General features: G+C 69.3%; 21 protein-coding genes and 2 pseudogenes. 16 read left to right on the top strand and 7 right to left on the bottom strand.

Features of this window, described 5'->3' with window-relative positions; all coding sequences use genetic code 11:
* Positions 1-233: pseudogene (locus G3I56_RS27625) on the top strand (sugar ABC transporter ATP-binding protein); the annotation flags it as partial.
* 708 nt (positions 234-941) lie between these two features.
* Here the strand turns inward: G3I56_RS27625 and G3I56_RS27620 are convergent.
* A complete protein-coding gene (locus tag G3I56_RS27620; protein WP_164413472.1) occupies positions 942-1,964 on the bottom strand; it encodes a LacI family DNA-binding transcriptional regulator in 1,023 nt (340 codons plus the stop codon).
* A gap of 151 nt (positions 1,965-2,115) precedes the next feature.
* Between G3I56_RS27620 and G3I56_RS27615 the strand changes: the two genes are divergently transcribed.
* The 6 genes and pseudogenes from G3I56_RS27615 (at position 2,116) to G3I56_RS27590 (ending at position 8,576) form a co-directional block, all read left to right on the top strand.
* The gene (locus tag G3I56_RS27615; protein WP_239135134.1) at positions 2,116-3,228 is read left to right on the top strand and encodes a Gfo/Idh/MocA family oxidoreductase; all 1,113 of its coding nucleotides are present in this window, start codon (positions 2,116-2,118) and stop codon (positions 3,226-3,228) included.
* On the top strand, positions 3,225-4,223 hold the full coding sequence (locus tag G3I56_RS27610) for a Gfo/Idh/MocA family oxidoreductase (protein ID WP_164413471.1): 999 nt from the start codon (positions 3,225-3,227) through the stop codon (positions 4,221-4,223). The genes G3I56_RS27615 and G3I56_RS27610 overlap by 4 nt, the downstream gene beginning before the upstream one ends.
* A 45-nt stretch (positions 4,224-4,268) precedes the next feature.
* On the top strand, positions 4,269-5,315 hold the full coding sequence (locus tag G3I56_RS44810) for a Gfo/Idh/MocA family oxidoreductase (protein WP_164413469.1): 1,047 nt from the start codon (positions 4,269-4,271) through the stop codon (positions 5,313-5,315).
* 208 nt (positions 5,316-5,523) lie between these two features.
* Positions 5,524-6,224, top strand: a pseudogene (locus G3I56_RS27600) (transposase); the annotation flags it as partial.
* A gap of 265 nt (positions 6,225-6,489) precedes the next feature.
* Complete coding sequence (locus G3I56_RS27595; RefSeq protein ID WP_164413467.1) at positions 6,490-6,948, top strand: pyridoxamine 5'-phosphate oxidase family protein; 459 nt, start codon at positions 6,490-6,492, stop codon at positions 6,946-6,948.
* A 419-nt stretch (positions 6,949-7,367) separates the two neighbouring features.
* On the top strand, positions 7,368-8,576 hold the full coding sequence (locus tag G3I56_RS27590) for a phospholipase D-like domain-containing protein (RefSeq protein WP_343240065.1): 1,209 nt from the start codon (positions 7,368-7,370) through the stop codon (positions 8,574-8,576).
* A gap of 283 nt (positions 8,577-8,859) precedes the next feature.
* On the opposite strand, the gene G3I56_RS27585 is transcribed toward G3I56_RS27590, so the two are convergent.
* Positions 8,860-9,030: a hydrophobic protein gene (locus G3I56_RS27585; RefSeq protein ID WP_164413465.1), complete on the bottom strand. Its 171-nt coding sequence runs from the start codon at positions 9,028-9,030 to the stop codon at positions 8,860-8,862.
* Between the two features lie 139 nt (positions 9,031-9,169).
* Between G3I56_RS27585 and G3I56_RS27580 the strand changes: the two genes are divergently transcribed.
* Both G3I56_RS27580 and G3I56_RS27575 read left to right on the top strand, forming a co-directional pair.
* A complete protein-coding gene (locus tag G3I56_RS27580) occupies positions 9,170-9,343 on the top strand; it encodes a CsbD family protein (protein ID WP_164413463.1) in 174 nt (57 codons plus the stop codon).
* Between the two features lie 114 nt (positions 9,344-9,457).
* Positions 9,458-10,315, top strand: coding sequence for a YihY/virulence factor BrkB family protein (locus G3I56_RS27575; protein ID WP_164413461.1), 858 nt, complete (start codon positions 9,458-9,460; stop codon positions 10,313-10,315).
* 58 nt (positions 10,316-10,373) lie between these two features.
* On the opposite strand, the gene G3I56_RS27570 is transcribed toward G3I56_RS27575, so the two are convergent.
* The gene (locus tag G3I56_RS27570) at positions 10,374-11,216 is read right to left on the bottom strand and encodes an RNA polymerase sigma factor SigF (protein WP_164413459.1); all 843 of its coding nucleotides are present in this window, start codon (positions 11,214-11,216) and stop codon (positions 10,374-10,376) included.
* A 498-nt stretch (positions 11,217-11,714) separates the two neighbouring features.
* Between G3I56_RS27570 and G3I56_RS27565 the strand changes: the two genes are divergently transcribed.
* Positions 11,715-13,670, top strand: a complete 1,956-nt coding sequence (locus G3I56_RS27565) for an APC family permease (RefSeq protein WP_164413458.1) — start codon at positions 11,715-11,717, stop codon at positions 13,668-13,670.
* Between the two features lie 14 nt (positions 13,671-13,684).
* Here G3I56_RS27565 and G3I56_RS27560 read toward each other — a convergent pair whose 3' ends face one another.
* A complete protein-coding gene (locus tag G3I56_RS27560) occupies positions 13,685-13,963 on the bottom strand; it encodes a hypothetical protein (protein WP_239135121.1) in 279 nt (92 codons plus the stop codon).
* On the opposite strand from G3I56_RS27560, the gene G3I56_RS44805 reads away from it, so the two are divergent.
* The 3 genes from G3I56_RS44805 to G3I56_RS27550 all read left to right on the top strand — a co-directional run bounded on the left by G3I56_RS44805 (position 13,962) and on the right by G3I56_RS27550 (position 16,724).
* On the top strand, positions 13,962-14,093 hold the full coding sequence (locus G3I56_RS44805; RefSeq protein WP_275406838.1) for a hypothetical protein: 132 nt from the start codon (positions 13,962-13,964) through the stop codon (positions 14,091-14,093). The genes G3I56_RS27560 and G3I56_RS44805 overlap by 2 nt on opposite strands.
* Positions 14,094-14,420: 327 nt before the next feature.
* On the top strand, positions 14,421-15,257 hold the full coding sequence (locus G3I56_RS27555) for an MHYT domain-containing protein (RefSeq protein ID WP_164413456.1): 837 nt from the start codon (positions 14,421-14,423) through the stop codon (positions 15,255-15,257).
* Positions 15,258-15,602: 345 nt separating this feature from the next.
* Positions 15,603-16,724: a hypothetical protein gene (locus G3I56_RS27550; RefSeq protein WP_164413454.1), complete on the top strand. Its 1,122-nt coding sequence runs from the start codon at positions 15,603-15,605 to the stop codon at positions 16,722-16,724.
* 342 nt (positions 16,725-17,066) lie between these two features.
* Here G3I56_RS27550 and pgm read toward each other — a convergent pair whose 3' ends face one another.
* Entirely contained in the window at positions 17,067-18,707 is a 1,641-nt protein-coding gene (gene pgm / locus G3I56_RS27545; protein ID WP_164413452.1) for a phosphoglucomutase (alpha-D-glucose-1,6-bisphosphate-dependent), read from the bottom strand.
* Positions 18,708-18,851: 144 nt separating this feature from the next.
* On the opposite strand from pgm, the gene G3I56_RS27540 reads away from it, so the two are divergent.
* Positions 18,852-19,499 (top strand): class I SAM-dependent methyltransferase, encoded by a 648-nt coding sequence (locus G3I56_RS27540; protein ID WP_164413450.1) that lies wholly within the window; start codon positions 18,852-18,854, stop codon positions 19,497-19,499.
* Between the two features lie 211 nt (positions 19,500-19,710).
* Here G3I56_RS27540 and G3I56_RS27535 read toward each other — a convergent pair whose 3' ends face one another.
* A complete protein-coding gene (locus tag G3I56_RS27535; protein ID WP_164413448.1) occupies positions 19,711-20,862 on the bottom strand; it encodes a hypothetical protein in 1,152 nt (383 codons plus the stop codon).
* Between the two features lie 197 nt (positions 20,863-21,059).
* Here G3I56_RS27535 and G3I56_RS27530 point away from each other — a divergent pair, with 197 nt between their 5' ends.
* Positions 21,060-23,033: a cellulase family glycosylhydrolase gene (locus tag G3I56_RS27530; protein WP_164413447.1), complete on the top strand. Its 1,974-nt coding sequence runs from the start codon at positions 21,060-21,062 to the stop codon at positions 23,031-23,033.
* A gap of 67 nt (positions 23,034-23,100) precedes the next feature.
* Here the strand turns inward: G3I56_RS27530 and G3I56_RS27525 are convergent, their stop codons facing one another.
* Complete coding sequence (locus G3I56_RS27525; protein ID WP_164413445.1) at positions 23,101-24,318, bottom strand: acyl-CoA dehydrogenase family protein; 1,218 nt, start codon at positions 24,316-24,318, stop codon at positions 23,101-23,103.
* Between the two features lie 153 nt (positions 24,319-24,471).
* Here G3I56_RS27525 and G3I56_RS27520 point away from each other — a divergent pair, with 153 nt between their 5' ends.
* On the top strand, positions 24,472-25,260 hold the full coding sequence (locus tag G3I56_RS27520) for an enoyl-CoA hydratase/isomerase family protein (protein WP_164413443.1): 789 nt from the start codon (positions 24,472-24,474) through the stop codon (positions 25,258-25,260).
* Positions 25,261-25,287 lie beyond the last annotated feature (27 nt).

Genomic DNA, 25,287 nt, shown 5'->3' with positions numbered 1-25,287 from the left:
ACGCCTACATGGTCGGCGACCACTTCAGCGTCCTGCGCCTGGGCACCATGGAACTCTCCGCCGCCCGCAGCGAGGTCACCCTCGAAGAACTCACCAACCACATGGCCGGCGGCGCCGAACTCGCAGCACTCAAACACGAGTTGGCCCAAGTCCGCGGCGTCGACGTCGAAGGACTCCCCGAAGCCGAAGACCTCACCACGCCAACCTCGGCCGCTGGTCAAAGGGCATCCTGAACTGCCCTCCACTGTCTCCTCAAGTACCAAGCCGTGGTGCCCACCTGCGTCGAGAAGGTGGGCACCACGGCTTGAGCACTTCTCGGTTGTCCACCGCTCGGTGCGATGGGCGTTGGTGAGGGTATCGATTGCCGTCGACCTATTCGGGGATTCGCTCCGGATTCCGACTGAGCCCGCAGCCTATGAGCGGAGGGTGCCAGCCGCCGGAACGAGGTTGTGAACCGCCTACGATCCTCGGCCGCGTTGGCGACCGCCCCTGGCCGCTCGGCGGACGGTTTCGTATCAAGTCCCCGCCTCCGGAAGGGATTTCATCGCCTACGTCCGACCTTGCAGCCGCGCTGCGCAGGACACGCAGTCCGAGCCACCGGAGCGGCCTCTTGACGAAGCGTGGACCACATCATGAGGAAACGGCAGCCTGCCCGCGCAAGTAGCGCCAAAGGCTCTCCGCGAGCAAGGGCGCAGCCAGGCTGCCCCGAGACATGTTGATAGGCAGGCTTCCACCCGGGACCAGCGCCGGCCGCTCACGGTTGAACATGCGGTGGCGCCGGTGGCGGCCGTCCCCTTGCCCTCTGATGGACCGCCGTCCCAACACCCACGGGATCGTGACGCCCTATCCGTCGGGAGCCGAAGGGGGCGATCCCGTGGCCGCGGCGGCTTTCGCCACGCCCAGCAGCGCACACCCGAAGTTCCTGACGGCGGCGACACCGGTCAAGGGCGTGGCGTCGAGTGCATGGTCGCGGGAGGTGCCGTCGTACCCCGCACTTCGAGCGTCGGTGTCGCGAGGACGGTCTCGCCCGGACGGGCAGGGTCCATCATGCGGTCAAGGAGGTGCTGCGCGGCGCGGCGGCCGACGTCGTGGCTGGCGTTGTCGACCGTGGTGAGCCACAGGTGGCGCAGGCGCGAGAGGTACGTGTTGTCGTAGCCGACGAGGGAAAGGTCTCGTGGCACCTGAAGACCCGACTCCTCGGCCGCGGACAGGGCGCCAACGCAGGCGATGTCGTTGAAGGCGAAGACGGCGCTCGGCCGCTGCGGGGCATTCAGCAGCCGCACCATCGCCCGGTAGCCGCCCTCCTCCGTCAGATCGCCCTGCTCCACGGTCGCGAGACCGGCGAGTGCGTGTTCTCGCATGACCGTCTCGAAGCTCCGTCGGCGCAGTTCGCCGACGACGCCCTGACCGGCGATGTGGGCGATGCGCCGGTGACCGAGGCCGATGAGGTGTTCGGTGGCGAGGCGGGCGCCGTGTTCGTCGTCGTTGGCGACGATGTCCACCCGCGGCAGCGCCGGTTCGCGGGCGCCCGCGACAACCGTGGGAATCTGCGCCGCAGCCGCGCGCAGCGCCTCGGAGGGCGGCAGTGTGCCGACGGCGATCAGGCCGTCGACCCGCAGCTCCGTGAAGGTTCGGGTGAGATCGTCGCCGAGGCGGCGGTTGAGGTGACCGTCGGCCAGCAGCATGTGCAGACCGCTGTCGTGGAGGCGGGAGTTGAGTCCGTCGAGCAGTTCCACGAACCAAGGGTTGCGCATGTCGTGCAGCAGTACGCCGACCGAGCGGGTGCGACGCTCGCTGAGACTGCGGGCGGCGGCGTTCGGTCGGTAGCCGAGTTCCTCGACGGCGGTCAGCACGGCCTGCCGTCTCTCGGGGCGCACCTGGTCGGAGCCGCGCAGCACCAGGGAGACCAGCGATTTCGACACGCCGGCCCGTTCGGCCACGTCACGGATGGTCGGAGGTCTCATGGATGGACCGTTCCATACGACGGATTCACTGTCAAAGGTCTTGACATCAGGAATTATGGGTCTCAGGGTGACCGAGACAGTTTATGGACCGGTCCAAAGAAAGGCAGTCACAGTGACTTCGCTCGGTGTCGCCGTCGTGGGTTTCGGATGGATGGGGCGGGTGCACACCCAGGCGTACGCGCGGATCCCGCACCACTTCCCGCAGCTGGCCGTGCGGCCACAACTCGTGACGGTCGCCGAGGAGGTGCCGGGCCGGGCCGAGGAGGCCGCCGCGCAGTTCGGGTTCACCTCGACGACCCGTGACTGGCGCGACATCGTCGCTGACCCGCGCGTGCAGGCGGTGAGCATCACCGCGCCGAACTTCCTGCACCGGGAGATCGGCGTCGCGATGGCCGAGGCGGGCAAGCACATCTGGATCGAGAAGCCGGTCGGTCTCACCACGGCCGACGCGAGTGCGGTCGCCGGTGCGATCGCCACGGCGGGCGTGCAGGGCACGGTCGGCTTCAACTACCGCAACGCGCCCGCCGTCGAGGCGGCCCGCGAGCTGATCGCCTCCGGCGAACTCGGGACGGTCACCCACGCCCGTGTCCGCCTCTTCAGCGACTACGCGGCCCACCCGGACGGCGCCCTGACCTGGCGCTACGAACGGGACCGCGGCGGCAGCGGCGTGCTGGGCGACCTCGCCTCGCACGGCGCCGACCTGGCCCGCTTCCTGCTGGGCGACATCGCCTCCCTGACCGCGGACACCGCCGTCTTCATTCCGGAGCGGGCCCGCCCGACCGGCGCCACCGCCGGTCACACGCTGGCCACCGGCGGCGAACTCGGCCCGGTCGAGAACGAGGACTACGTCAACTGCCTGCTGCGCTTCGCCTCCGGCGCCCGGGGTGTCCTGGAGGCCTGCCGGGTCTCCGTCGGCGAGCAGAACAACTACGGCTTCGAGGTGCACGGCACCAAGGGAGCGGTCTTCTGGGACTTCCGCCGCATGAACGAACTGGGCATCAGCCGTGGCACGAGCTATCAGGACCAGCCCGTCAGCACCTTGTACGTCGGCCCCGGCGCCGGCGAGTACGCCGCCTTCCAGCCCGGCGCGGCCTCCAGCATGAGCTACGACGACCTGAAGGTCATCGAGGCGTACCGCTTCCTGCGCTCCGTCGCCGAGGGCAAGCCGTACGGCGCCAGGCTGGACGACGCCGTGCACAGCGCGGCCGTGGTGGACGCCATGACGCGGTCCGTGGAGAGCGGAACGTGGGTGAACCTGGTATGAGCACCCTGCGGATCGGTGTGATCGGCGCGGGCAACATGGGCGCCGACCATGTTGCCACCCTGCACCGTCAGGTCTCCGGTGCCGATGTCGTGCTGGTCGCCGACATCGACAAGGAGCGTGCGGCCTCCGTCGCGGGCACGGTTCCCGGCGCGCGAGCCACCGACGACCCGTACGCGCTGATCGCGGACGCGGGCGTGGACGCTGTCGTCATCGCCTCGCACGACTCCACCCACGCGGATCTGTCCGTCGCCGCCGTACGGGCCGGAAAGCCGGTGCTGTGCGAGAAGCCGCTCGCCCCGGCACTCGACGCGTGCCTACGGGTCGTCCGGGAGGAGCGGCAGGCCGGCGGCGGGCTCATCTCCCTGGGCTTCATGCGCCGCTTCGACCCGGCGTACGCCGAGCTGAAATCCGCCGTCTCCGCGGGGAGTTGCGGGGCTCCCCTGCTCGTGCACTGCGTCAGCCGGGGCGTGTCCTCCGCACCCGGCTGCACCGACGAGTTCAGCGTCACCGGATCGGCCATTCACGAGTTCGACACCGTACCGTGGCTGCTCGACTCGCCGATCGTCGAGGTCAGCTGGCACACGGGGCGCACCACCTCGGTGACAGCCGGACTCCGCGATCCCCAACTGATGCTGCTGCGCACGGCCGACGGTGTCCTGACCACCGCCGAGGTGTTCCTCAACGCGGGGTACGGCTACGACATTCGCTGCGAGGTGGCGGGCGAGCACGGCACACTCGCCCTCACCGACCCGGCACGGCTGGTGACCGACTCGGCCCGCGCCCGCTCCACCGGATACCCGGCCGACTGGCGTCCCCGCTTCGCCGACGCCTACCGCCTGGAACTCCAGGCGTGGACCGACGCCGTGACCGCGGGCCACCCGACGCCGCTGGCCACCTCGTACGACGGGCTGGTGGCCTCCGCGGTGGCCGAGGCCGTCATCGCGTCCATGAAGGACGGCGGCCGGACCGTCCCCGTCCAGGTCCCGGAGGTCTGACCGATGTCCGGCTCCCCCAGCGCCCCGGTCCTGGAGGTCTGAACGATGACCGCCTTCCCTACCACCTTGCCCCTCCCCCGCACCCCCGACCCGATGGACGCCCCCGCCCTGCGCTGGGGTGTCCTCGGCACCGGCTGGATCGCGGAGCGCTTCGTGGACTCCGTCCAGCGCCACACCCGCCAGCGGTTCACGGCCGTCGCCTCCCGCGACGCGGCCCGCGCCAAGGACTTCGCGGACCGCCACGGCATAACCGGCGCCTACGGCTCGTACGAGGACCTGGTCGCCGCCGAGGACGTCGACGTCGTGTACGTCGCCACCGAGCACACCGCCCATCTCGCCTGCGCCCGGCTGGCGTTGGAGGGCGGGAAGCACACACTGGTGGAGAAGCCGATCGGGCTGGACGCCGCCCAGGCCGCCGAGATCTCCGAACTCGCTGCCGCGCAGGGCCTGTTCTGCGCCGAGGCCCTGTGGACCTTCTTCCTGCCCAAGTTCGACGTCGTCCGCCAGATCCTCGAATCGGGTGTCCTCGGCGACGTCCATACCGTCCTGGCAGATCTGGGCGAGCACTTCGGCCCGGGGCACCGCATCCTGCGCCCGGAGCTGGCCGGCGGGCCGTTGCTGGACCTCGGCACCTACCCCGTCTCACTGGCCACCTGGGTCCTGGGCGCACCGGCGCGGGTGCAGGCCTCCGGCCAGCCGCACCCCTCGGGGGTGAACGGCCAGACGTCCGCGATCCTCCACGACCCGCACGGCAACCAGGCCGTCGTCCACACCACCCTCTTCAGCGACACTCCCACCACCGCGACCATCGCGGGCACCCGGGCCACCCTCAGCCTGCCCGGCCCCTTCTACCAGCCCGGCGACCTCGTCCTCGCCCCCGCCGGCGGCGGCACCCCGCTGATCCGCTCCGAGCCCCGCAGCGCCCACGACGCTCTGCACTTCGAGGCCGCCGAGGCGGCCCGGTGCATCGCCGCGGGCCTGCGGGAGACCCCGTTGCGCCCTCTGGGCGAATCCGTCGTCACACTCCGGGCGATGGACGAGATCCGCAGACTGTGCGGCATCACGTTCCCCGTTCCGCCCGGCAACGAGTAGGGGGCGGCGACCGCGCCGGCCCTGTGCGCGACGAGGAAACCGATGACGTAGTCGGTGCCCCGGGGGCTGAGAAGCGCGACTCCTTCGCCGGGCGCCACGACGGTGGCCCGCAGCATCGGCCCTGGCCTGCAGCGCGGTCAGGATCCCGGCCCACTGCTCTGACCACATTGGTTCGCCGGGTTGGTGGTCGGGGCGGTTGGATGTTGCACTGCTGGCCCACCTGCGGAAAGTCCATGGGCGGGTCATCCGCATCGGCCGTCAGGCGTTGCGCCGTATGCTCGGCCGCCGCGGCATCACCTTCCAGCGCACCAAGACGTGGAGGGAGTCCCGGACCCCGACCGCGAGGCAAAGCTGGACCGGATCGAGGAGGTCCTGGACCGTTTCCCGGACCGGGTCTTTGCGTTCGACGAGTTCGGCCCGCTCGGCATCCGCCCCACCAGCGGTACGGGCTGGGTCCCGGCCAGCCACCCCGAGCAGCACCCGGCGACCTACCACCGCACGCATGGCGCCAGGTACTTCCACGGCTGCTATTCGGTCGGTGACGACTCGCTCTGGGGCGTCAGCCGCCGCAAGAAGGGCGCCGCGAACACGCTGGCCGCGCTCAGATCGGTCCGGGCTGCCCGACCGGACGGCGCCCCCGTCTACGTCATCCTGGACAACCTGTCCGCCCACAAGGGCGAGACGATCCGCCGCTGGGCGAAGAAGAACCGCGTCGAGCTGTGCTTCACGCCGACATACGCGTCCTGGGCCAACTCAATCGAGGCGCACTTCGGGCCGCTGCGGCAGTTCACTGTCGCCAATCCAACCACCGCCATCCAGAGGTGGTTGACCGTTCATCTGTATGTGGCTGCGGAGGGGACAGTGTCCCCGGGCCTCACCCATAGCCCATGGGGAAGATCGCTCGGCTGAAGCCCCATGGAGCCTTTCGCCGCGAGGCGACCGCCCCTCCGCACGCCACCACCACACCGCCCCGGCTGGTCTCCCCCGTCCAGTCGGGGCTTCTTGCTGTGCACAGACAGATCCGGACGACACCCGCGCTCGGACCTGTGGCCCACCGGAAGCCGGAGGGGTCTCTCAACCATTGCAGGCTTGTGGAAAATGACCCATGCTTCTGACGCTGCGTCAGATACACCCTCCTACCTGGCCCCCTGACGCAAGAGAAGAGAGGCCCCGCATGGCTGCAACTCAGCGCAGGAGCCGCAGAATAATGATGACGCCGGAGGAGCTGGACGAGTTCCTCGGTACCCAGCGCATGTGCCGAGTCGCCACCGTCTCGAGCGACGGCGCTCCGCATGTCAGTGCCCTCTGGTTCGCGTGGGACGGCACCTCGTTGTGGTTGTACTCCATCGTGCACAGCAAGCGATGGGCCGATCTTCGCCACGACCCGCGCGTCGCGATAGTCGTCGACTCCGGCGAGGGGTACGGCGAGCTGCGCGGGGCCGAGCTGTCAGGCACCGTGGAGTTCGTGGGTGAGATCCCCCGCACCGGAGAACCGTGCACCGAACTCAACGCACTGGAACCCTTGTTCGCCCGCAAGAACTTCGGCCTGGAGGCAATGCCGCACGACGGTCGGCATGCGTGGATCCGCCTGACACCCTCGAAGACCGTCTCCTGGGACTTCCGGAAGCTGTAGAACCCCGCGCTCCCATATGCCGACCGGGACTGACGCGTAGCCCCGGATTTCGGTCGGCGTGGAAAATCGAGCGGATCGGGCTTTCCAACGTCAATGCGCGTCAGCTCGAGTAAAGCCCGTTACACCACCTCGATCGACGCCAGGCAGAATGTACTGAGCCTGCGCGAGAGATTCCGGCGGTCTCCCTGTCCGGCGCCACCGTAGCGGAGTCCGCGATGAAATCGGCGGCCACACCGACCGAAGTCCGGGACGAGGAACTGGAGTCGGCCTGGGAAATAGATGGCCTCCATTCAAGCCGATGGCACTGTCCGGTCCGGGCAGACGGCTGGAGTACTGCGGCGCCGACCGGGAACGTGGTTGTTCGGGCTCGCGCAGCAGCCCATGACGTTCCGCACTCATGGTCCAGTAGGAGATTCGGCGTGACACTCGGCGGCATACCCGCACCCCCTGCCAGCGACACCGCGCCTGACACAGAAGCGCGCAAGCGGCGCCTACGCCGTCGCCTGGAGCGACTGATCGGCGTGGCCGCCACGGAGGGCAACGAACTGGTGCCCCTGCGCAACGGCGACGAGATCTTTCCCGCGATGCTCGGGGCGATCCATTCGGCTCAACACACCATCGACATGATGACGTTCGTGTACTGGCGGGGCCAGATCGCCCACGACTTCGCCGCCGCTCTGGCCGACCGCGCCCGCGAGGGCGTGCGTGTGCGACTGCTGCTCGACGGCTTCGGCGCCAAGAGGATCGAGCGACGTTTACTGAACCTCATGACCAGCGCGGGAGTGGAAGTCGCCTGGTTCCGCAAACCCGCCTGGCTGTCGCCGTTCAAGCAGAATCACCGCTGCCACCGCAAGGCCCTCATCATCGACGAGCTCACCGCCTTCACCGGCGGCGTCGGCATCGCGGAGGAATGGTGCGGCAACGCGCGCAACCCTGCCGAGTGGCGGGACACCCACGTCCGGGTGCGCGGTCCGGCTGTCGACGGCATCGCGGCCGCGTTCGCGCAGAACTGGGCCGAGTGCCACGACGAACTCTTCGACGACCGCGACCGCTTCACGGAACACCCACAGGCCGGCTCGTCGGTGGTACAGGTCGTTCGCGGCTCCGCGAGCATCGGCTGGCAGGACATGCAGACCCTCATCCGGGTCATGCTCGGCTCCGCCGAGGAGAGCTTCCGGCTGGCCACGGCCTATTTCGCTCCGGATCCCTACTTCATCGACCTGCTGTGCGAAACCGCTCAGCGCGGCGTGCGTGTCGAGATCCTGTTGCCCGGCCCGCACACCGACCAGCGCGCCTGTCAGCTCGCCGGACAACACCACTACACGCGTCTGCTGGAGGCCGGTGTACACATCCGTCAGTACCAGCCGAGCATGATGCACGCCAAGATCATCACCGTGGACTCGGTCGCCTCTCTCATCGGATCCACCAATTTCAACCGTCGGTCCATGGACCACGACGAAGAGGTGATGCTCGCCGTACTGGACGAGGAGTTCACTGCCGCGCTCGAACGGGACTACGAGGCGGACCTCAAGAACAGTGTGGACATCGACGTCACACGGTGGAGACGGCGAACGACGCTGCAACGCGTCAAGGAAGCCGCAGTCGTCCCGATCCGGCGCTTCCTGTGAGCACAGGCGCGGGGCCCTCTCCCCCTGACGGCGTCACCGCGCCCGGTTGGACGCACAGACGGCGGTGAGGCCGGGGACGGGTACACGGCAGGAGGTCGCGCGGGTTCCATCACGCGTGCCCGGCCCGCCCCCGACTGCAGCACGACTACCCCTGCCGCCGATTGCAACGCCTCCGCGCGGTATGGCCTCCTCCGAGCCTGGTCACCTCCGCGGCCGGCACACGACGGGGCCCGGCCGACGAATCGGCCGGGCCCCGGGACGAAATGCGCGCATGCGGATCAGGTCACCATCGGTACCAGCGGCCTCGGCTGCCACCGGCGGTGCTGGAGCGCATGACGAAGCCGAGAAGCCACAGCACCAGGACGGCGACGGCGACCCACCAGAGAATCTTGACGGCGAAGCCCGCACCGAAGAGGAGCAGGGCGAGGAGCAGAACTATCAGCAGGGGAACCATGTTTATCAACCTCCTACATCATCGACTTCCCTGCAATTCCGCGGTCATTCACCGATGAAGCCCTGTTTGTGAAGGGAACTCCGGGGCACTCGCGAGTTACCGCGACCGCGGCACACGATCTAGCAGGAGGTGCTTTTCCATGACTGCCGGCGAGAAGGCCAAGGCAAAGATCGAGCAGGTCGAGGGCAAGGCCAAGAAAGCTGCGGGAAGGGCCATCGGTAACGACCGTATGGCCGCTGAGGGGCAGGCGGAAAAGACTACGGGTGATGCCCGTGAGGCCAAGGAAAAGATGAAGGACATTTTCAAGCGCTGACTGCGCCTTCTCCACCGAGAACCACGAAAGGGGGGCCGGCCCGGGCATGATTTCGGGAAGGCCCCTTTCGGGGACGAGGTGAGCCGCGAGGACGGAGGGGGGAGGATCCGCGCCATGGATGATGCAGACGGGCATACGACTCGTTGGTGGGCGGCGCTGCGCCGGACGCCGGTGGCCGTCTGGAACGACGACGTCACGGACTGGGCCGCCGCGCTGACCTACTACGCGGTACTGGCCCTGTTCCCGTTGCTGCTGGTGATCCTCTCAATCCTCGGTCTGACCGTGCCCACGGCCAAGCCCGAGGTCATCGACCGTATGACGCAGGCCGTCCCGGCCGAGTCCCGCGCTCTGCTGCGCAGCACCCTGCGGGAGATGGCCGGACAGTCGTCGACGGCCTGGACGTTGATCTTCGTCGGAGGGACGGGAGCCCTGTGGTCGGGATGGAGTTATCTGAGTGTCTTCCGCCGGGCGATGTACGCCATGCATCGGATCGACGCGGACCGGCCGGTCTGGCGTACCGCTCCGCGGATCGCTGTCACGGCCCTGGTCCTGATCACCCTGCTCCTCACGTCGACCCTCGCCTTGCTGCTCACCGGTAACCTCGCCCGGCGTCTGGCGAGGGCGTTGGATCTGGGTACCGGACCCCAGTCCGCCTGGGACACACTGCGGTGGTCGGTCATAGCCGCTGTCGCCGTCGCCCTGGTGCTCGTGCTGTACCGTTCGGGTCCGTCACGCGCCCGCCCGGTCAGCCGGATGGCACCCGGCGGCACATTGGCGGTGGTACTCCTGCTGGCCGTCTCACTCGGCTTCGCCCTCTACACCTCGCATGTCAGCACCTACGACCGTCTGTACGGCTCACTGGCCGGCATCGTGGTCTTCCTGATCTGGCTGTGGCTGTCCAACCTGGCACTTCTGGTCGGCGCCCAGTTCAACGCGGAGCTGGCGAAACCTGCACCTGTACACGAGGAATGATCGCGGGATCCTGCCCGACCGGCAGGATCCCGCTGGGTCAGTGACCGACAGTCAGTCGTCAGTGGGTGCTGAGCATGCCTTCGCGCAGACGGGCCAGGAGGCGCGTGATCAGTCGCGAGACATGCATCTGGGAGACGCCGAGGCGTTCACCGATCTGGGCCTGGGTGAGTTCGTCGACGAAGCGCCAGTGGATGATCTGGCGGTCGCGGTCGCTCAGTTCGGCGATCATCGGTGCGAGAGCGTGGAAGTCCTCGACCAGTCCGAGAGCCGCGTCCTCGTCGCCGATGAAGTCCGCCAGTGCGGCCTCGCCGTCCTCGCTGCCGCTGATCGCCGCGTCCAGCGAGGCCGACCGGTAGCCGTTGGAGGCCAGTTGCGCCTCGACGACCTCCTCCTCCGGAAGGCTCATCAGCTCGGAGAGTTCACTGATCGTCGGTGTCCGCCCCAGCCGGGTGTTCAGTTCCTCGTTGGCGCGCGCCAGCTGGACGCGGGCTTCCTGCAGGCGCCGGGGCACATGCACCGCCCAGGAGGTGTCGCGGAAGAACCGCTTGATCTCTCCGACGATGTAAGGGACGGCGAAGGAGGCGAACTCGACCTCACGGGACAGTTCGAAGCGGTCGATCGCCTTGATCAGGCCGATCATGCCGACCTGGACGATGTCCTCCATCTCCTCCGGACCGCGGCTGCGGAACCGGCCGGCCGCGTAGCGGACGAGGGACATGTTCATCTCGATCAGCGTGTTGCGCGCGTACTGGTACTCGGGCGTGCCCTCCTCCAGCCCCGTCAGCTGGTCGAAGAACACCTTCGACAACTCGCGCGCGTCCTTCGGCGCGACCTTGGAAGGGTCCGCGATCTCGGGAACGTCCACCCTCTGCTCGGCGGTCTGCACGGTGGTCGTCGTCATGATGCGCCCTTCCCGGTCGATCGGTCTCGTCTCGGCCGGTCCTTCGACCGACACGCTCGCGTGTACCCCGGTTGCCGAGCCGCATGCCTCGAACTTTCGAACTTTTTCAGTTTCCGTTCGGCTCTCCCTGACTCCGTACGACCTTCTTCGTCCCGGCCACCGCGAAACCCCAGCCCAGGCCGACCTTGACGCAACCTTGACGGGCGTGTGACGCGCGTTCGGACGGCTGAGGATCCCCCACGCGCGGCAACGAGGGCCGCACGGGCACCGCCCACCGCAGGCCCACCCTCCCCCGTACGGCCCAGTCCTCACCCGGTCCGCCGAAACATCCGCTCTCCGATGTGCCACCGGCGTCCGCGCGGCCGGTCTTAACGCAAGCTTGACGCCGGACTGTGATCCACCCCTCGGCCCGTACGTCACTCTCTGCATACGCTGGTGCCGCCGTCCCCGTGATGGCCGAAGCCCCACGCTGAGCCGCACACCGGGAGAGCACCGCCGATGGCCACCACCGAACACCCGCCGTCGAGCCGGCTGCGGACGTGGATGCTTCAGGGCCTGTCCGACATGGGCAAGGAGGGCGGCCTCACGGGCCCGCACGCCAAGCCCGAGCCTCCGCACAAGGGCCAGCGGTGGTGGCGGGTGATGTGCCTGACCGGCGTCGACTACTTCTCCACCCTCGGCTACCAGCCCGGCATCGCCGCCCTCGCGGCCGGCCTGCTCTCCCCCGTCGCGACCATCGTCCTCGTCATCGTCACCCTGGCCGGCGCCCTGCCCGTCTACCGCCGCGTCGCCGAGGAGAGCCCGCACGGCGAGGGCTCCATCGCGATGCTGGAACGGCTGCTGTCCTTCTGGCAGGGCAAGCTGTTCGTCCTGACCCTGCTCGGCTTCGCCGCCACCGACTTCCTGATCACCATCACGCTCTCCGCCGCAGACGCCTCCACCCACCTGGTCGAGAACCCGCACCTGACCAGCGCACTGCACGACAAGCAGGTCCTGATCACCCTGATCCTGGTCGCCCTGCTCGGCGCGGTCTTCCTCAAGGGCTTCCTGGAGGCCATCGGCGTCGCGGTCGTCCTGGTCGCCGTCTACCTCGGGCTGAACGTCGTGGTGGTCGCCGTCGGCCTGTGGCACGTCGTCACCGAGGGCCATGTCATCACCGACTGGTCCACCGCCCTGACCGCCGAACACGGCAACGTCTTCGTCATGATCGGCGTGGCACTGATCGTCTTCCCCAAGCTCGCGCTCGGCCTGTCCGGCTTCGAGACCGGCGTCGCGGTGATGCCGCACGTGAAGGGCGACGACAGCGACACGGAGGAGAGCCCGAAGGGCCGTATCCGGGAGACCAAGAAACTGCTGACCGCCGCCGCGGTCGTCATGAGCGTCTTCCTCATCGCCACCAGCTTCATCACCACCCTCCTCATCCCGGAGAAGGAGTTCGAGTCCGGCGGCAAGGCCAACGGCCGCGCCCTCGCCTACCTCTCCCACGAGTACCTGGGCAACGCCTTCGGCACGGTCTACGACGCGTCGACGATCGCGATCCTGTGGTTCGCGGGCGCCTCCGCGATGGCCGGCCTGCTCAACCTGATGCCCCGCTACCTGCCCCGCTACGGCATGGCCCCCCACTGGGCACGGGCCGTACGCCCGATGGTCATCGTCTTCACCCTCATCGGCTTCCTCGTCACCTGGATCTTCGACGCGGACGTGGACAAGCAGGGCGGCGCGTACGCCACCGGCGTGCTGGTGCTGATCAGCTCGGCGGCGATCGCCGTGACCATCGCCGCCCGCAAGGCCGGCCAGCGGGGCTGGACGATCGGCTTCGCCGTCATCTCGGCCGTGTTCCTCTACGTCACCGTCGCGAACGTCATCGAGCGCCCCGACGGCGTCAAGATCGGCGCCTGCTTCATCGCCGGCATCATCCTGGTCTCGCTGCTGTCCCGGCTGGCCCGCGCCTTCGAACTCCGCGTCACCAGTCTCACGCTCGACCCGATGGCGGAACGATTCATCCGGGACATCGCCAGCCGCAAGATCCGCTTCATCGCCAACGAGCCCGACCAGCGCGACAAGGCCGAGTACCGCGACAAGATCGAGCAGATCCGGGCCGACAACGACATGCCGGAACAGGAGGACTTCGTCTTCGTCGAGGTGACGGTCACCGACCCCTCCGAGTTCGAGGCGGGCCTGACGGTACGCGGCGAGGTGTTGCACGACCGCTACCGCGTCCTGACCCTGGAGTCCTCCTCCATCCCCAACGCCCTCGCCGCGCTCCTCCTCCACGTCCGCGACACGACCGGCTGCATCCCGCACATCTACTTCGAATGGACCGAGGGCGGCCCCTTCGCCAACTTCCTGCGCTTCTTCCTCTTCGGCCAGGGCGAGGTCGCCCCGGTCACCCGAGAGGTCCTGCGCGAGGCGGAACCGGACCGCGCCCGCCGCCCCCGCGTCCACACCGGCTGACTCGGGCGCCCCCATCAGTCCTGGCCACCGAAGTTGGGACCGCGGGTGACCACACCGGTGTCCGACACGACGGTGGCCCGGGTGCTCAGGCCGGTTTCGCAGCGGCGGAAGTACGGCCACAGGTCCGCTTGTCGGCGGTCGAGCCACCAGGCGAGGTAGGCCTCGTTGCGGGTGGTCAGATCGGGTCCGGACACCGTGCGGAAACGCATGATGTCGTTCTCGCGGGCATCGGTCCGTCGGCTGCCGACCGGCCCGGCCGCAGGAGTGGTGATGCCGGGCACAGTGGTCGTCATGCTCGTCGTCGCCTCGGAACGGGCGGGTGAGCCCGTTGTCTGGGTGTGGGGAGGGGTGCCCCCGATCAGGGGCCGCTACGACGCCACGACCGGAATGCCGGACAACTCCTGGCCACTGACGGTCCCTTGATCTGCGGGAAGCGTTTCCTGACGCCGGATTGACGCGCCCGGTGGTTCGGGTGTCATGCCTGCTGCCGAACGGGATGCTTTGCGGCGAAGGATGGCGAAGTATCGATTCGGCGAAGGATTGTGAGCAATGTGGAAGAGGTGTGTGCTTGGTGTGATTGAATCATGCACAACTTGGCCAAATGGCTTGATCTGATTGCCCGGCCGCTCCGGCCCGCTGTCTCCGGCAGGACTGCCGTGCCGTGATCATTTCCGCCAGCGGCCGGGCGGGGGTGTGCGTCACAACGAGCCGACGGTGCCGCCTGCCCTCGCGCACGTGAAGGGAACTCGCATGAACGCCACCGTCTCCAACTTTCACTACGGTGCCGTGACCCCCGTGGCCGCCTACCTGATGGCCTGCCTCGGTGCGGCACTTGGGCTGCGGTGCACGACACGGTCACTGCGGCGCCCTCACCGAAGAGCCGGTTGGCTGGCGCTGGGTGCCGTATCGATCGGCTGCGGCATCTGGACCATGCACTTCATCGCCATGATCGGTTTCAGCGTCCAGGGCGCCCTGGTCAGCTACGACCCGACGAAAACACTCCTCAGCCTCGCGGTCGCCATCGCCGTGGTCGCCATCGGCGTCTTCCTCGTCGGCTACCGGGGCGGCTCACCGGTGAACCTGGGTGTCGCGGGCACGGTCACCGGGATCGGGGTCGCGGCCATGCACTACCTCGGCATGGCCGCCATCCACACCAACGGCGGCCTGCACTACGACGTGGGGACCGTTGCGCTGTCCGTCGCGATCGCCGTCGCGGCGGCCACCGCGGCACTGTGGGCAGCCGTCTCCATCCATAAGCTGTGGGCGAGCCTGGGCGCGAGCCTGGTCATGGGTGTGGCCGTGACCGGTATGCACTACACCGGGATGGCCGCGGTCTCCGTCCACCTCACCGGCCAGTCCGCCGTCTCCCAGTCGGCCACCAGCCTGATGTCGTTCCTCCTGGCCATGCTCGCCGGCCCGCTCATCGTGCTCCTGATCGCCGGCGCGATCGTCATGTTCGACCCGGACATGATGCTCGGCGACGACGAATGGGACCGGCCGGCGTACACGCCCTACGGAACCGGTGCCGACTCTCCCGTACAGCAATCAGCACAGCCGTCCCAGCCGTCCCAGCCTTACCGCTACTGAGGGCCGATCCAGGACGGTCCGCTCCCCCAGCGGGAGTTGCTCGCCCACGGCTCCATCAACGACAACCCGCAGCCTGGCGACCTGATCTGCTCAGGCTCCCTGTCCGACGGCTCGGGCCTGGAGATCGACCTGAGCTGCGGAACGCCGCCTTCCCTCCGACGTCGTCTGCGTCGACAGGCGACTTGACGTCCACAGGAGTCACCCCCTGCCACAACGCCTGGTCCGGGCCGTGTGGTCATTTGTCCGGGGTTTGTCCGGGGACAGCGATCGAGTACTGGCCTTTGAGATGGCTGGCGTTCACACAGCGACCTGTGGGGCCCGGGGTACCGGTGGCAGAATGCCGGGGTGGAGTCGATCTTGCGTGCCGCCGGCGAACTGTTGGATGTCGAGCTCTCCGGCCCGGTCGACCTGGGTGGCAGCTCACGTAGCACCGTGTTGCGATGTGAAACGGCCGGTGGCGGCAGTGTGATCGTCAAGGCGTTCAGCAACGAGCCGGAGTCCCTGCGCGCCTTCACCGCTGAGGCCGCCGGGCTGTCTCTTGGGATCGCCGGTCCCGAGGTGCTGGGTGTGGACCCCCAGGTTCCCTTGGTGGTCATGGCGGATCTCGGGAACGCGCCCACCCTGGCGGACGTATTGCTCGGGAGCGATCCGACGGTCGCGGAAAGCGGGCTGCTGGCCTGGGCCCGCGGGCTCGGGCGGCTGGCCGCCGAATCGTTGCACCGGCGCGCCGATCTCACGCGGCTGTGGTCCCAGTACGACAAGGGCATGCCGTCCTGGGGGGACGAGCCATGGATCGCGCAGCGGGCCACTGATCTGTTTGCCCTGCTCGACGGCGCCGGAATCGCGACACCGCCCGGCCTTGCCGAGGAGTTGGCCCTGATCGGGACAGCGGGTGGGGAGGAGTATCCCGCTTTCACCCCGGGTGACACCTGTCCCGACAACAACCTGCTCACCTCGGAGGGGCTGCGGCTGATCGACTTCGAGGCGGCCTGCTACCAGTCGGTGTTCCTCACGGCCGCGTACTGTCGGATGCCGTTCTCCAGCTGCTGGTGCGTCTTCACCCTGCCTGCCGAGGTGGCCGCGGAGATCGAGCAGGCGTATCGCGCGGAGGTCGTCGGTGTGTACCCGGCACTGGCCGACGACGAGGTGTGGCAGGCCGGCATCAGGCAGGCCATAGCGGTCTGGACGGTGGACGTGACGGTGAGGCTGCTGCCCCGCACCGTGGAGGACGGGCCGCTGCACCGGACGCGGCGTCCGGTTCCGACGCGGCGCCAGGTGCTGAGGCATCGCTGGGAGATGGCGAGCACGCTGCAGGAGTTCCCGGCGCTCGCGGAGACCATGCGGCTGTTGTTGCACCAGGTGGCCGGGGGCTGGGACGTGGCCCCGCTGCCGGGCTATCCGGCTTTCGCGAACCGAGGGGCGAGCCGGTCGCTTCAGGCATCTGTCGATATCGCGACTTCCGGCTGATGGTGTACCGGGGCAGGATCTGCGGAATGTCCGCCGGTCCTGCCCCTGATGCCCTGCGGGAACTGTCCACGTGCTGCGGAAAGGCGTCCCATGGCGGGACGTTCCTGCTCACGTCGTCGACTGACGCCCGTCATCGCCGGACGCCTGGCCGTACACAGCTTGGGCCTTGGGCGCACCACACGCGGCAACTCCGGCTACGACAGGTCCCAAGGCCGAGACGGAACGCACCGTCCAGCCGCCCAGGCTGCCGCTCGCGACAGCGACAGCGAGCGCCCCGGTAGGCGCGCCGCCGCCGGTCGCAGCCTCGGCGGCGATCGGCGGCGTGTCAGGGTCTCGTCCGCGTCAGGTGCCCAGTGCCGCGAGCACCACCGACTTGGCCTCCTCCTGGATGCGGTGCAGATGGTCCGCGCCGAGGAAGGACTCCGCGTAGATCTTGTAGACGTCCTCTGTGCCCGAAGGCCGGGCCGCGAACCAGGCGTTGGCGGTGGCGACCTTGATCCCGCCGAGGGCGGCGCCGTTGCCGGGGGCCTCGGTGAGCACCGTGGTGACCGGTTCGCCGGCGAGTGTGTCGGCGGTGACCTGGCTCGGGGACAACTTGGCGAGCAGCGCCTTCTCCTCGCGGGAGGCCGGGGCGTCGACGCGCGCGTAGGCGGGAGCGCCGAAACGGTCGGTGAGCCGCGCGTAGTGCTGCGACGGGGTGCTGCCCGTCACCGCCGTGATCTCGGAGGCGAGCAGGGCCAGGACGATGCCGTCCTTGTCGGTGGTCCACACCGAGCCGTCACGGCGCAGGAAGGACGCGCCCGCCGACTCCTCGCCGCCGAAGCCGAGCGTGCCGTCGGACAGGCCGTCCACGAACCACTTGAATCCGACCGGGACTTCGACCAGCTGCCGGCCGACGTCCGCCGCGACCCGGTCGATCATGCTGGACGACACCAGCGTCTTGCCGATCCCGGCGCCCGCGGGCCACTGGTCCCGGTGCGAGAACAGGTACGAGATCGCCACGGCCAGATAGTGGTTGGGGTTCATCAGGCCCCCGTCCGGCGTGACGATGCCGTGCCGGTCTGCGTCGGCGTCGTTGCCGGTGGCGATGTCGAACCGGTCGCGCTGCTCGATGAGGGACGCCATGGCGTACGGCGAGGAGCAGTCCATGCGGATCTTGCCGTCCCAGTCCAGCGTCATGAAGCGCCAGGTGGGGTCGGCGAGCGGGTTCACCACCGTCAGGTCGAGCCGGTGCTGTTCGGCGATACGGCCCCAGTAGGCGACGGAGGCACCGCCCAGCGGATCGGCGCCGATCCGCACGCCGGCGGACCTGATCGCCTCCAGGTCCAGCACGTTCGGCAGGTCTGCGACATAGCTGCCGAGGAAGTCGTGGCGGCCGGTGCCGGACGCGGCCAGGGCGCGGGTGTAGGGGATGCGTCGTACGTCCTTCAGGCCGCCGGTGATGATCTCGTTGGCGCGGTCCTGGATCCAGGAGGTCGCCTCGGAACCGGCGGGGCCGCCGTTCGGCGGGTTGTACTTGAAGCCGCCGTCGGCGGGCGGGTTGTGCGAGGGGGTGACCACCACGCCGTCGGCGAGGCCGGACGTGCGGCTGAGGTTGTGGGTGAGGATGGCGTGCGAGACGGCCGGGGTGGGCGTGTAGCCGTCGGTCAGGTCGATGAGGACGGTCACGTCGTTGGCGGCGAACACCTCCAGCGCCGTGATCCGCGCGGGCTCGGACAGGGCATGGGTGTCGGCACCCAGGAAGAGGGGGCCGTCGGTGCCCTGGGCGGCGCGGTACTCACAGATGGCCTGGCTGGTGGCCGCGATGTGGTCCTCGTTGAACGCCGCCACGAGGGACGAGCCGCGGTGGCCCGAGGTGCCGAAGGCCACCCGTTGCCCGGGTTCGGCCGGGTCGGGGTGCAGCGCGTAGTACGCCGTGACCAGACGGGCCACATCGATGAGGTCTTCGGGGCCGGCGACCTGTCCCGCTCGCGCGTCCTGCATTTCCCGCTCCTCCGCAAGGGTCGACCGTTGAGTACGTGCCCCATTCTCCCCCGTCCGGCCCGCCGGGACGCCCACCGGGCGGCCGTTGTGGCGCGCGCCCGGCGGGTGCGACGATGCACATCGGCGAATGAAGGGGACACCGACGTGAGTCACGAGGACCAACGGCCGCCTGCCGCTGTGCTGTTCGACGTCCTGGGGCCCGACTACGAGAAGGCGTTCGCCCAGGCGCCCGCGCACCTGGCCGCGCTGGACTGGCTGATCGAGCGGCTGCCGCCCGCCGCGCGAACGCTGGACGTGGGCAGCGGCACCGGGCGGCCCACCGCCGCCGCGCTCATCGAGGCAGGGCACACGGTGCTGGGTGTCGACGTCTCGCCCGTCATGGTCGAACTCGCCACACGTCAGGTCCCCGAGGCCGAGTTCCGCTGCGGCGACATCCGGGAGCTCCCGCTCGACGCGGACTCCTTCGACGGCGTGTGCGTGTTCTTCTCCCTGCTGCAGATGACCCGCGCCGAGCAGTCGGCTCTGACACGGCGCCTGGCCCTGGCCCTTCGGCCCGGCGGGCATCTGGTGCTGGCCACCGTGCCTGCGGACGTGGAGGACCTCGACGTGGTCTTCATGGGCCAACCGGTCCGCGCCACGAGCTTCGCCGAGGACGACTTCATCGGCATGGCGGAAACAGCGGGGCTGACGGTCCTGGCCCGGCACAGCACCCTCTTCTCCCCGGACCACCCCGGCGCCGAGCCCGAGCCCCACCTCTTCCTGCACTGCCGTCGCGACGAGACCGGCCGCTGACGCGGAGGCACTCTCCCCACCAGGAGGTCACCGACCTGCTCGCGCTTCGGCCCGCGACGGCTGTGCCACGAAGCCCCCTGCGGGCAGGAAGCCGGACGCTGCGACGTCGAAGGCGTCCTGCCCGCGTGCGACGCACCCCGGAGACGGCAGATGTGCCGCACTGTGCGGGGACAGGTCGTCCCCGCACAGTTCCGAGGTGGTCAGGACCGCTCTACCTGGTGAAGATGGCGCCGTTGCTGACGGAGCCGCCATCGCCGCTGGACCGGTAGTGCCAGCCACCGACGGTCAGATGCGTGCCGGAGGACGCCACGGAGCTGACCCCGAGGGGGAACTTCGGATCGCCCTCGGGCAGGCCGAGCGACCGCCAGCCCTCAGCGGGTGTCCAGGTCAGACCGACAACCGCGTCGTCCTTGCCGCCCACGACGGCGAGCCCGCCGTTCGGCCGCAGGGTCGCGGCCTGCAGCATGAAGGTGCCCGCGGGCAGGGGCACCTGGGTCCACGAGGTGCCGTCCCAGTGCAGGGCCAGCCCCGCCGGACGCTGCTTCTCGGTGTCGCGGGACCACCCCACCGCCCAGACGTCGGTCGGTGTACGGGCGACGACGTCCATGAGGACGGCCGAGTCGGGGAACGCCGGGGTGGGCGTCCGGGTCCACCGGTGGCCGTCCCAGTGCACGGCGACGGACTGACCGGTTTCGTTGTCCACGCCGACCACCCAGACGTCGTTCGGCGCCAACTCCTTGACCTGGTGCAGGCCCCAGTTCGCCGACCCCGGGATCTGCACGGACCGCCACCGTCGGCCGTCCCAGTGCTGGACGACCGGGATCTGGGTGAAGGTGTCCTCCGTGTAGCCCTGGCCCACCGCCCAGGCGTCGCGGCCGGAGACCGAACTCACCGACTCCAAAGTGGCGTTGACCGTGCCGGAAGGCAGACCTGTGTCCTCGGTCAGTTGCCAGGAGCCCGCCACATAACGTCCGACCAGGACACCCCCGCCGTCCGGTCGCTGGTCACCGACGAAGAACGCCGAGCCGTCCGCCGCGGTGGTCATGTCGTTGATTCTGCTGTCCCACGCGTCGGCGCCCCGCAACGCTGTCTGCTTCCATGCCCCGCCTCGGGCGAGGTCGCGCTCGTACACGGTGGGCACGAACCGGATGGATCCGTCCTCCGGATTCTCCACGACCTCGGTGCCGGCGGCCCACGTCTTCGACGCGCCCAGCTGGGCCACGGTCGACACCGAGGCATGGCCCGTCGACGTCTCCGTCCACGCCCCGCCACCGGCCGGACTGGCCATGGCGGTCCCGCTGATCACCATCGTGATCACCCCAACTGCCGCCAGTTGCCCCGCGATCCTTCGACTGACCGTCATTGTGTTCTCTCCCGTTCCGGAGGAAACGCTCCCCCAAATGTATTGATGCGACGGGGGGTGCGTTTTGTTTCACGTGCGCCCGTCCGGTGGCCGACCCTCCGTCAGTTCCCTCTTGTCGGCGATCGACGTGCACGACATTCATCCCGGCGCGCGCAGGCCTGGACCAATGCCACACAACCCTTCATGATGACGGTGTCATGACAATTCAGAGCGCACGTCCCAGGAGGGTGACCGTGCCCCGAACCTTCATCAGGGCCAGGGCCGCACTGGCCGCCGTACTCCTCGTCGTGGCCCTCGCGCCCGTCGCCGAGGCAGCGGGCGGCCGACAGCCCGTCACCGAGACGGAGGCCCCGCCCGAATTCGCCGCGCCCGCTGCGACCTGGACGCCGCCGCTCAGTACGCGGGGTCGTTGGATCGTCGACGCGAACGGCAACCGCTTCAAGCTGCGGTCCGGCAACTGGCACGGGGCCAGCGGCACCTGGAACGGCTCGGGAAGCGCGGACACGGACGCCGACCACCACTCGGGAGAGAACTCCGGCAGGATGCCGCTCGGCCTGGACCGCGCCCCCATGGCCGAGATCATCGCCGGTTTCCAGGAGATCGGGATCAACAGCATCCGGCTGCCCTTCTCCAACGAGATGATCCACGACACCCGTCCCGTCACCGACCGCTCCGTGGCCGCCAATCCCTCCCTTCGCGGCAGGACCCCACTGCAGGTGTACGACGTCGTGGTACGGGAACTCACCGCCGCCGGGCTCGCGGTGATCCTGAACAACCACACCAACACCACACGCTGGTGCTGCGGGGTCGACGGCAACGAGCGCTGGAACGCGAGCCAGTCCGCCGGGACCTGGGAGAACGACTGGCTCCTGATGGCCCGCCGCTACCGGGACAACCAGCGCGTCGTCGGCGCCGACCTCTACAACGAGGTGCGCCGCAACATTCTGGACGACCCCAACTGGGGGCTCGGCGACGACCACGACTGGTTCGCCGCCTCGCAGCGCCTCGGTGACCGCATCCTCACGGAGGCCGACCCCGACCTCCTGATCATCGTGGAGGGCATCAACTGGACGGGCATCCCCGTCGACGGACTCCCCCACGAACGCCCCACCCTGGAGCCCGTACGCCGCCTCTCGCACACGCTCGTCGACTCCGGCAAGCTCGTGTACTCAGCTCACTTCTACGACTACACGGGCCCGAACCACAGCGGCGCCACAGGCACGGGTGAGACCAGCGACGCCCGCTACCGTGACCTGAGCCCTGCCGAACTGGTCAAGGTGCTGGACCGCCAGGCCTTCTTCGTGAGCGCGGAGAGGGACACGCACTTCACCGCGCCCGTCTGGATCAGCGAGTTCGGTGTCGGCGGCCGGGACGAGACGGGCGTCGAGCAGCGTGCCTGGTTCGAGAACTTCGTCAGCCAACTGATCCGTGCCGACGCCGACTTCGCGTACTGGCCGCTCGTCGGTTGGCACGAAGACCGCAAGGGCAACGGCTGGGCCCTGCTGCACTGGGACGCCCAGGGCCACCGCATGGGCGTCTACGACGGCGACGACTGGCGGGCCGCCGCCTGGAACCGGCTCATCACGGCCCGGGGTCGTACCGGCCAGGTGGCGCCCGTGGCCGACTGGTCGATGCTCAGCCCCGATCACGGCGACTTCGTCGAGTCGCGTCGGATACGGGCCCTGCCCGACTGGGACTCCGGCGCCCGCAAGGCCGTGTGCCCCGACGGACAGCGGCTGCTCGGCCTCGGTCACACCGGCAACCGGGGGCTGTGCTCGGACGTGTCCGCGGGCCCCCTGTGGGACCCGGCCGGCGGACATGTGGTGGTCGTCGACGAGCGGTATGTCGGGCCGGGCAACGACTGGGCGTCCGGGTACACCAAACTCCAGTGCGCCGACGGCCACTTCCTGACCGGCTACAGCGTCCGCGGCTCCGCCGTCTCCGCCGCCCTGTGCGCCGCCGCACCGGCCGGCAGGATCGGCACGGCAGGCCGCACCGTCTGGTTCGACCGGGGCGACAGCAGGGGCTCGGCCGCCAAGGGCGGCGACTTCGCACAGGGCCACTACAAGGGCCAGTGCGCGGACGACGAGTACGCGGCCGGGATCGCGTACACGGCTCGGGTGGGCTCGGCACGGACCCCGGATGCGCTGTACTGCCGGAAACTGAGCTGAGCAGCCGCCTGATGCGGGTCCCGGGCGGGTCCGGCCCTACCGACAGCCGCCCACGGCTACGTCGTCATCAGCCGTCGGCGGCGCCCGTGCGCGGCTGCCGGTAGGGCCGGACCGCGCGGCGCGCTATGGCGAAACGGTGTGTCTCCGACGGACCGTCATAGATCCGGAACGGCCGCACCTCCCGGTACAGGCGGGCCAGCGGGGCGTCAGCGGTCGAGATGCCGAGGGCCCCGCAGATCTGCACCGCCCGGTCGACCACCCGGTTCACCGCTTCGGCCACGAAGGTCTTGGACACCGAGGTGAGCTGCGAGGCGGCGGCGGATTCGGTGTCCAGTTCCCATGCCGTACGCAGGATCAGGGCGCGGCTCGCCTCGATGTCGATCTCGGAGTCGGCCAGCATCTGCTGGACCATGCCGAGGTCGCCCAGCGCCGAACCGAACGCCATCCGGCTCCCCGCCCGTTCCAGCGCGACGTCCTGGGCACGGCGGGCCGCTCCCAGCCAGCGCATGCAGTGGGTCATCCGGGCGGGGCCGAGCCGGACCTGCGCACCCTCGAATCCGTGGTCCACCGCGCCGAGCACCTGGTCCTCCCCCACCACGCACTCCTCGAAGAGGATCTCGCTGTGCCCGGCGAAGAGCGACTCGTCGAGGGTCTCGATGTTCCGGACGATGCGCATACCGGGAGTTCCGGCGTCGACGAGGAACATGGTGGCGCCACCCGGGTCGCCGGGGCTGCCGGAAGTGCGGGCCATGACGATGGTGAAGCCCGCGCCATGTGCGCCGGTGATGAACCACTTGCGCCCGTCGATGCGCCAGCCGCCGGGCACCCGGGTCGCGGTGGTCCGCAGAGAGCGGGGATCGGCACCCGCACCCGGAGCCGGTTCGGTCATGGCGAAGCAGGACCGTGCCTCGCCTGCGGCGAGCGGACGCAGATACGCCTGCTTCTGTTCCTCGGTGGCCACCTTCTCCAACAGGTGCATGTTGCCCTCGTCCGGGGCGGCGCAGTTCAGCGCCAGCGGTCCGAGCAGCGAGTAGCCCGCCGCTTCGAACACCACCGCCTGCCCGCGCAGGTCCAGCCCGTGTCCGCCCCACCGCGTCGGTACGTGCGGAGCAAACACACCCGCCGCACGCGCGGCTTTCTGCAGGGTCTGGCGCAGGTCCTCGGGGGCGTCGTGCACGTTCCCGCCGCACTCACGCTCGGCCGGAATGACCACCTCGCGCACGAACTCGGCCGTCGACGCGGCGAGTTGAGCGACAGCCGGATCGACATCGAACTGAATGGGCACGGGGCCTCCCGCCGACGGGCGTACGGGCATCGACTCCCGTCGCGTTCTAGAAACTGTATAGCGTCTTTAGTATCTTGCCGGGAAGCGCCCGGGACGGAAAGCGTCCGGTGAAGAGAGACACCCTGTAGCGGCAAGACGGCAGGAGAAACACCCATGAGCCTCCCCGTGACCACCGGACCGGTCCGGATCGTCCGCCATCACGACGGGGTCGTCGAGGTGAGACTGGACGACCCCGGGCGGGGCAACGCCCTGGACCTCAGGACGGCCGAGGCACTGCGCGACGCGACCGCCGAGGTGACCGAGGACCCGGGCGGCGCGGTCCTGCTGCGGTCGTCGGGCGGCAGCTTCTGCGTGGGCGGTGACCTGCGCGCATTCGCCGGTCGCGGCGCGGAGACCAGCACCTATGTGCACGCCGTGGCGAGCGCCGCGCACGCCGCGATACAGGCCCTGTACGAACTGCCGGTGCCACTGGTGACCGCCGTGCGCGGCGCGGCGGCGGGCGGCGGCATCGGTCTCGCCCTGGTGGGTGACATCGTCCTGGCGGCCCGGTCCGCGCGGTTCCGGCTGGCGTACACGGCGATCGGGCTCACGCCGGACTGTGGGGCGTCATGGCTCCTGCCGCGCCTGGCGGGCCCTCGCAGGGCGGCGGATCTGATCCTGACCAATCGGGTCCTGAACTGCGACGACGCCGAACGATGGGGCCTGGTCTCCCGGTGTGTGGACGACGGGAAACTGGACGAGGCGGCACACCGGACCGCGGCCGAGCTGGCCGCCGGCGCCACCGACGCACTGCGCGCCGCGAAGGCTCTGCTGCGGGCCGGCGCCGGTGCCGACCTGCGCCGCCACCTCGCCGAGGAGGCGCGGTCGATCGCCGCCCTGGCGGACGGCCAGGAGGCTCAGGACCGTATGACTTCGTTCCTCGCTCCGAAAAGTGTTTCTTGAGTTCCTCTTCACTAACGTGCCCACCGG

This window comes from Streptomyces sp. SID12488, assembly GCF_010548275.1.
Classification (GTDB): domain Bacteria; phylum Actinomycetota; class Actinomycetes; order Streptomycetales; family Streptomycetaceae; genus Streptomyces.
Note: the sequence above shows the minus strand (reverse complement) of the source record. Positions and strands in the feature narration are given on the sequence as shown.

What these genes read in the sequence shown, in the direction of transcription:
- G3I56_RS44810 (WP_164413469.1), top strand. Translation starts at nt 4,269, where the DNA reads ATGACCGCCTTCCCTACCACCTTGCCCCTCCCCCGCACCCCCGACCCG.
- pgm (WP_164413452.1), bottom strand. Translation starts at nt 18,707, where the DNA reads ATGCAGGACGCGCGAGCGGGACAGGTCGCCGGCCCCGAAGACCTCATC.
- G3I56_RS27610 (WP_164413471.1), top strand. Translation starts at nt 3,225, where the DNA reads ATGAGCACCCTGCGGATCGGTGTGATCGGCGCGGGCAACATGGGCGCC.
- G3I56_RS27565 (WP_164413458.1), top strand. Translation starts at nt 11,715, where the DNA reads ATGGCCACCACCGAACACCCGCCGTCGAGCCGGCTGCGGACGTGGATG.
- G3I56_RS27530 (WP_164413447.1), top strand. Translation starts at nt 21,060, where the DNA reads ATGACAATTCAGAGCGCACGTCCCAGGAGGGTGACCGTGCCCCGAACC.
- G3I56_RS27560 (WP_239135121.1), bottom strand. Translation starts at nt 13,963, where the DNA reads ATGACGACCACTGTGCCCGGCATCACCACTCCTGCGGCCGGGCCGGTC.
- G3I56_RS27520 (WP_164413443.1), top strand. Translation starts at nt 24,472, where the DNA reads ATGAGCCTCCCCGTGACCACCGGACCGGTCCGGATCGTCCGCCATCAC.
- G3I56_RS27570 (WP_164413459.1), bottom strand. Translation starts at nt 11,216, where the DNA reads ATGACGACGACCACCGTGCAGACCGCCGAGCAGAGGGTGGACGTTCCC.
- G3I56_RS44805 (WP_275406838.1), top strand. Translation starts at nt 13,962, where the DNA reads ATGCTCGTCGTCGCCTCGGAACGGGCGGGTGAGCCCGTTGTCTGGGTG.
- G3I56_RS27595 (WP_164413467.1), top strand. Translation starts at nt 6,490, where the DNA reads ATGGCTGCAACTCAGCGCAGGAGCCGCAGAATAATGATGACGCCGGAG.
- G3I56_RS27535 (WP_164413448.1), bottom strand. Translation starts at nt 20,862, where the DNA reads ATGACGGTCAGTCGAAGGATCGCGGGGCAACTGGCGGCAGTTGGGGTG.
- G3I56_RS27575 (WP_164413461.1), top strand. Translation starts at nt 9,458, where the DNA reads ATGGATGATGCAGACGGGCATACGACTCGTTGGTGGGCGGCGCTGCGC.
- G3I56_RS27615 (WP_239135134.1), top strand. Translation starts at nt 2,116, where the DNA reads ATGGGGCGGGTGCACACCCAGGCGTACGCGCGGATCCCGCACCACTTC.
- G3I56_RS27580 (WP_164413463.1), top strand. Translation starts at nt 9,170, where the DNA reads ATGACTGCCGGCGAGAAGGCCAAGGCAAAGATCGAGCAGGTCGAGGGC.
- G3I56_RS27585 (WP_164413465.1), bottom strand. Translation starts at nt 9,030, where the DNA reads ATGGTTCCCCTGCTGATAGTTCTGCTCCTCGCCCTGCTCCTCTTCGGT.
- G3I56_RS27555 (WP_164413456.1), top strand. Translation starts at nt 14,421, where the DNA reads ATGAACGCCACCGTCTCCAACTTTCACTACGGTGCCGTGACCCCCGTG.
- G3I56_RS27620 (WP_164413472.1), bottom strand. Translation starts at nt 1,964, where the DNA reads ATGAGACCTCCGACCATCCGTGACGTGGCCGAACGGGCCGGCGTGTCG.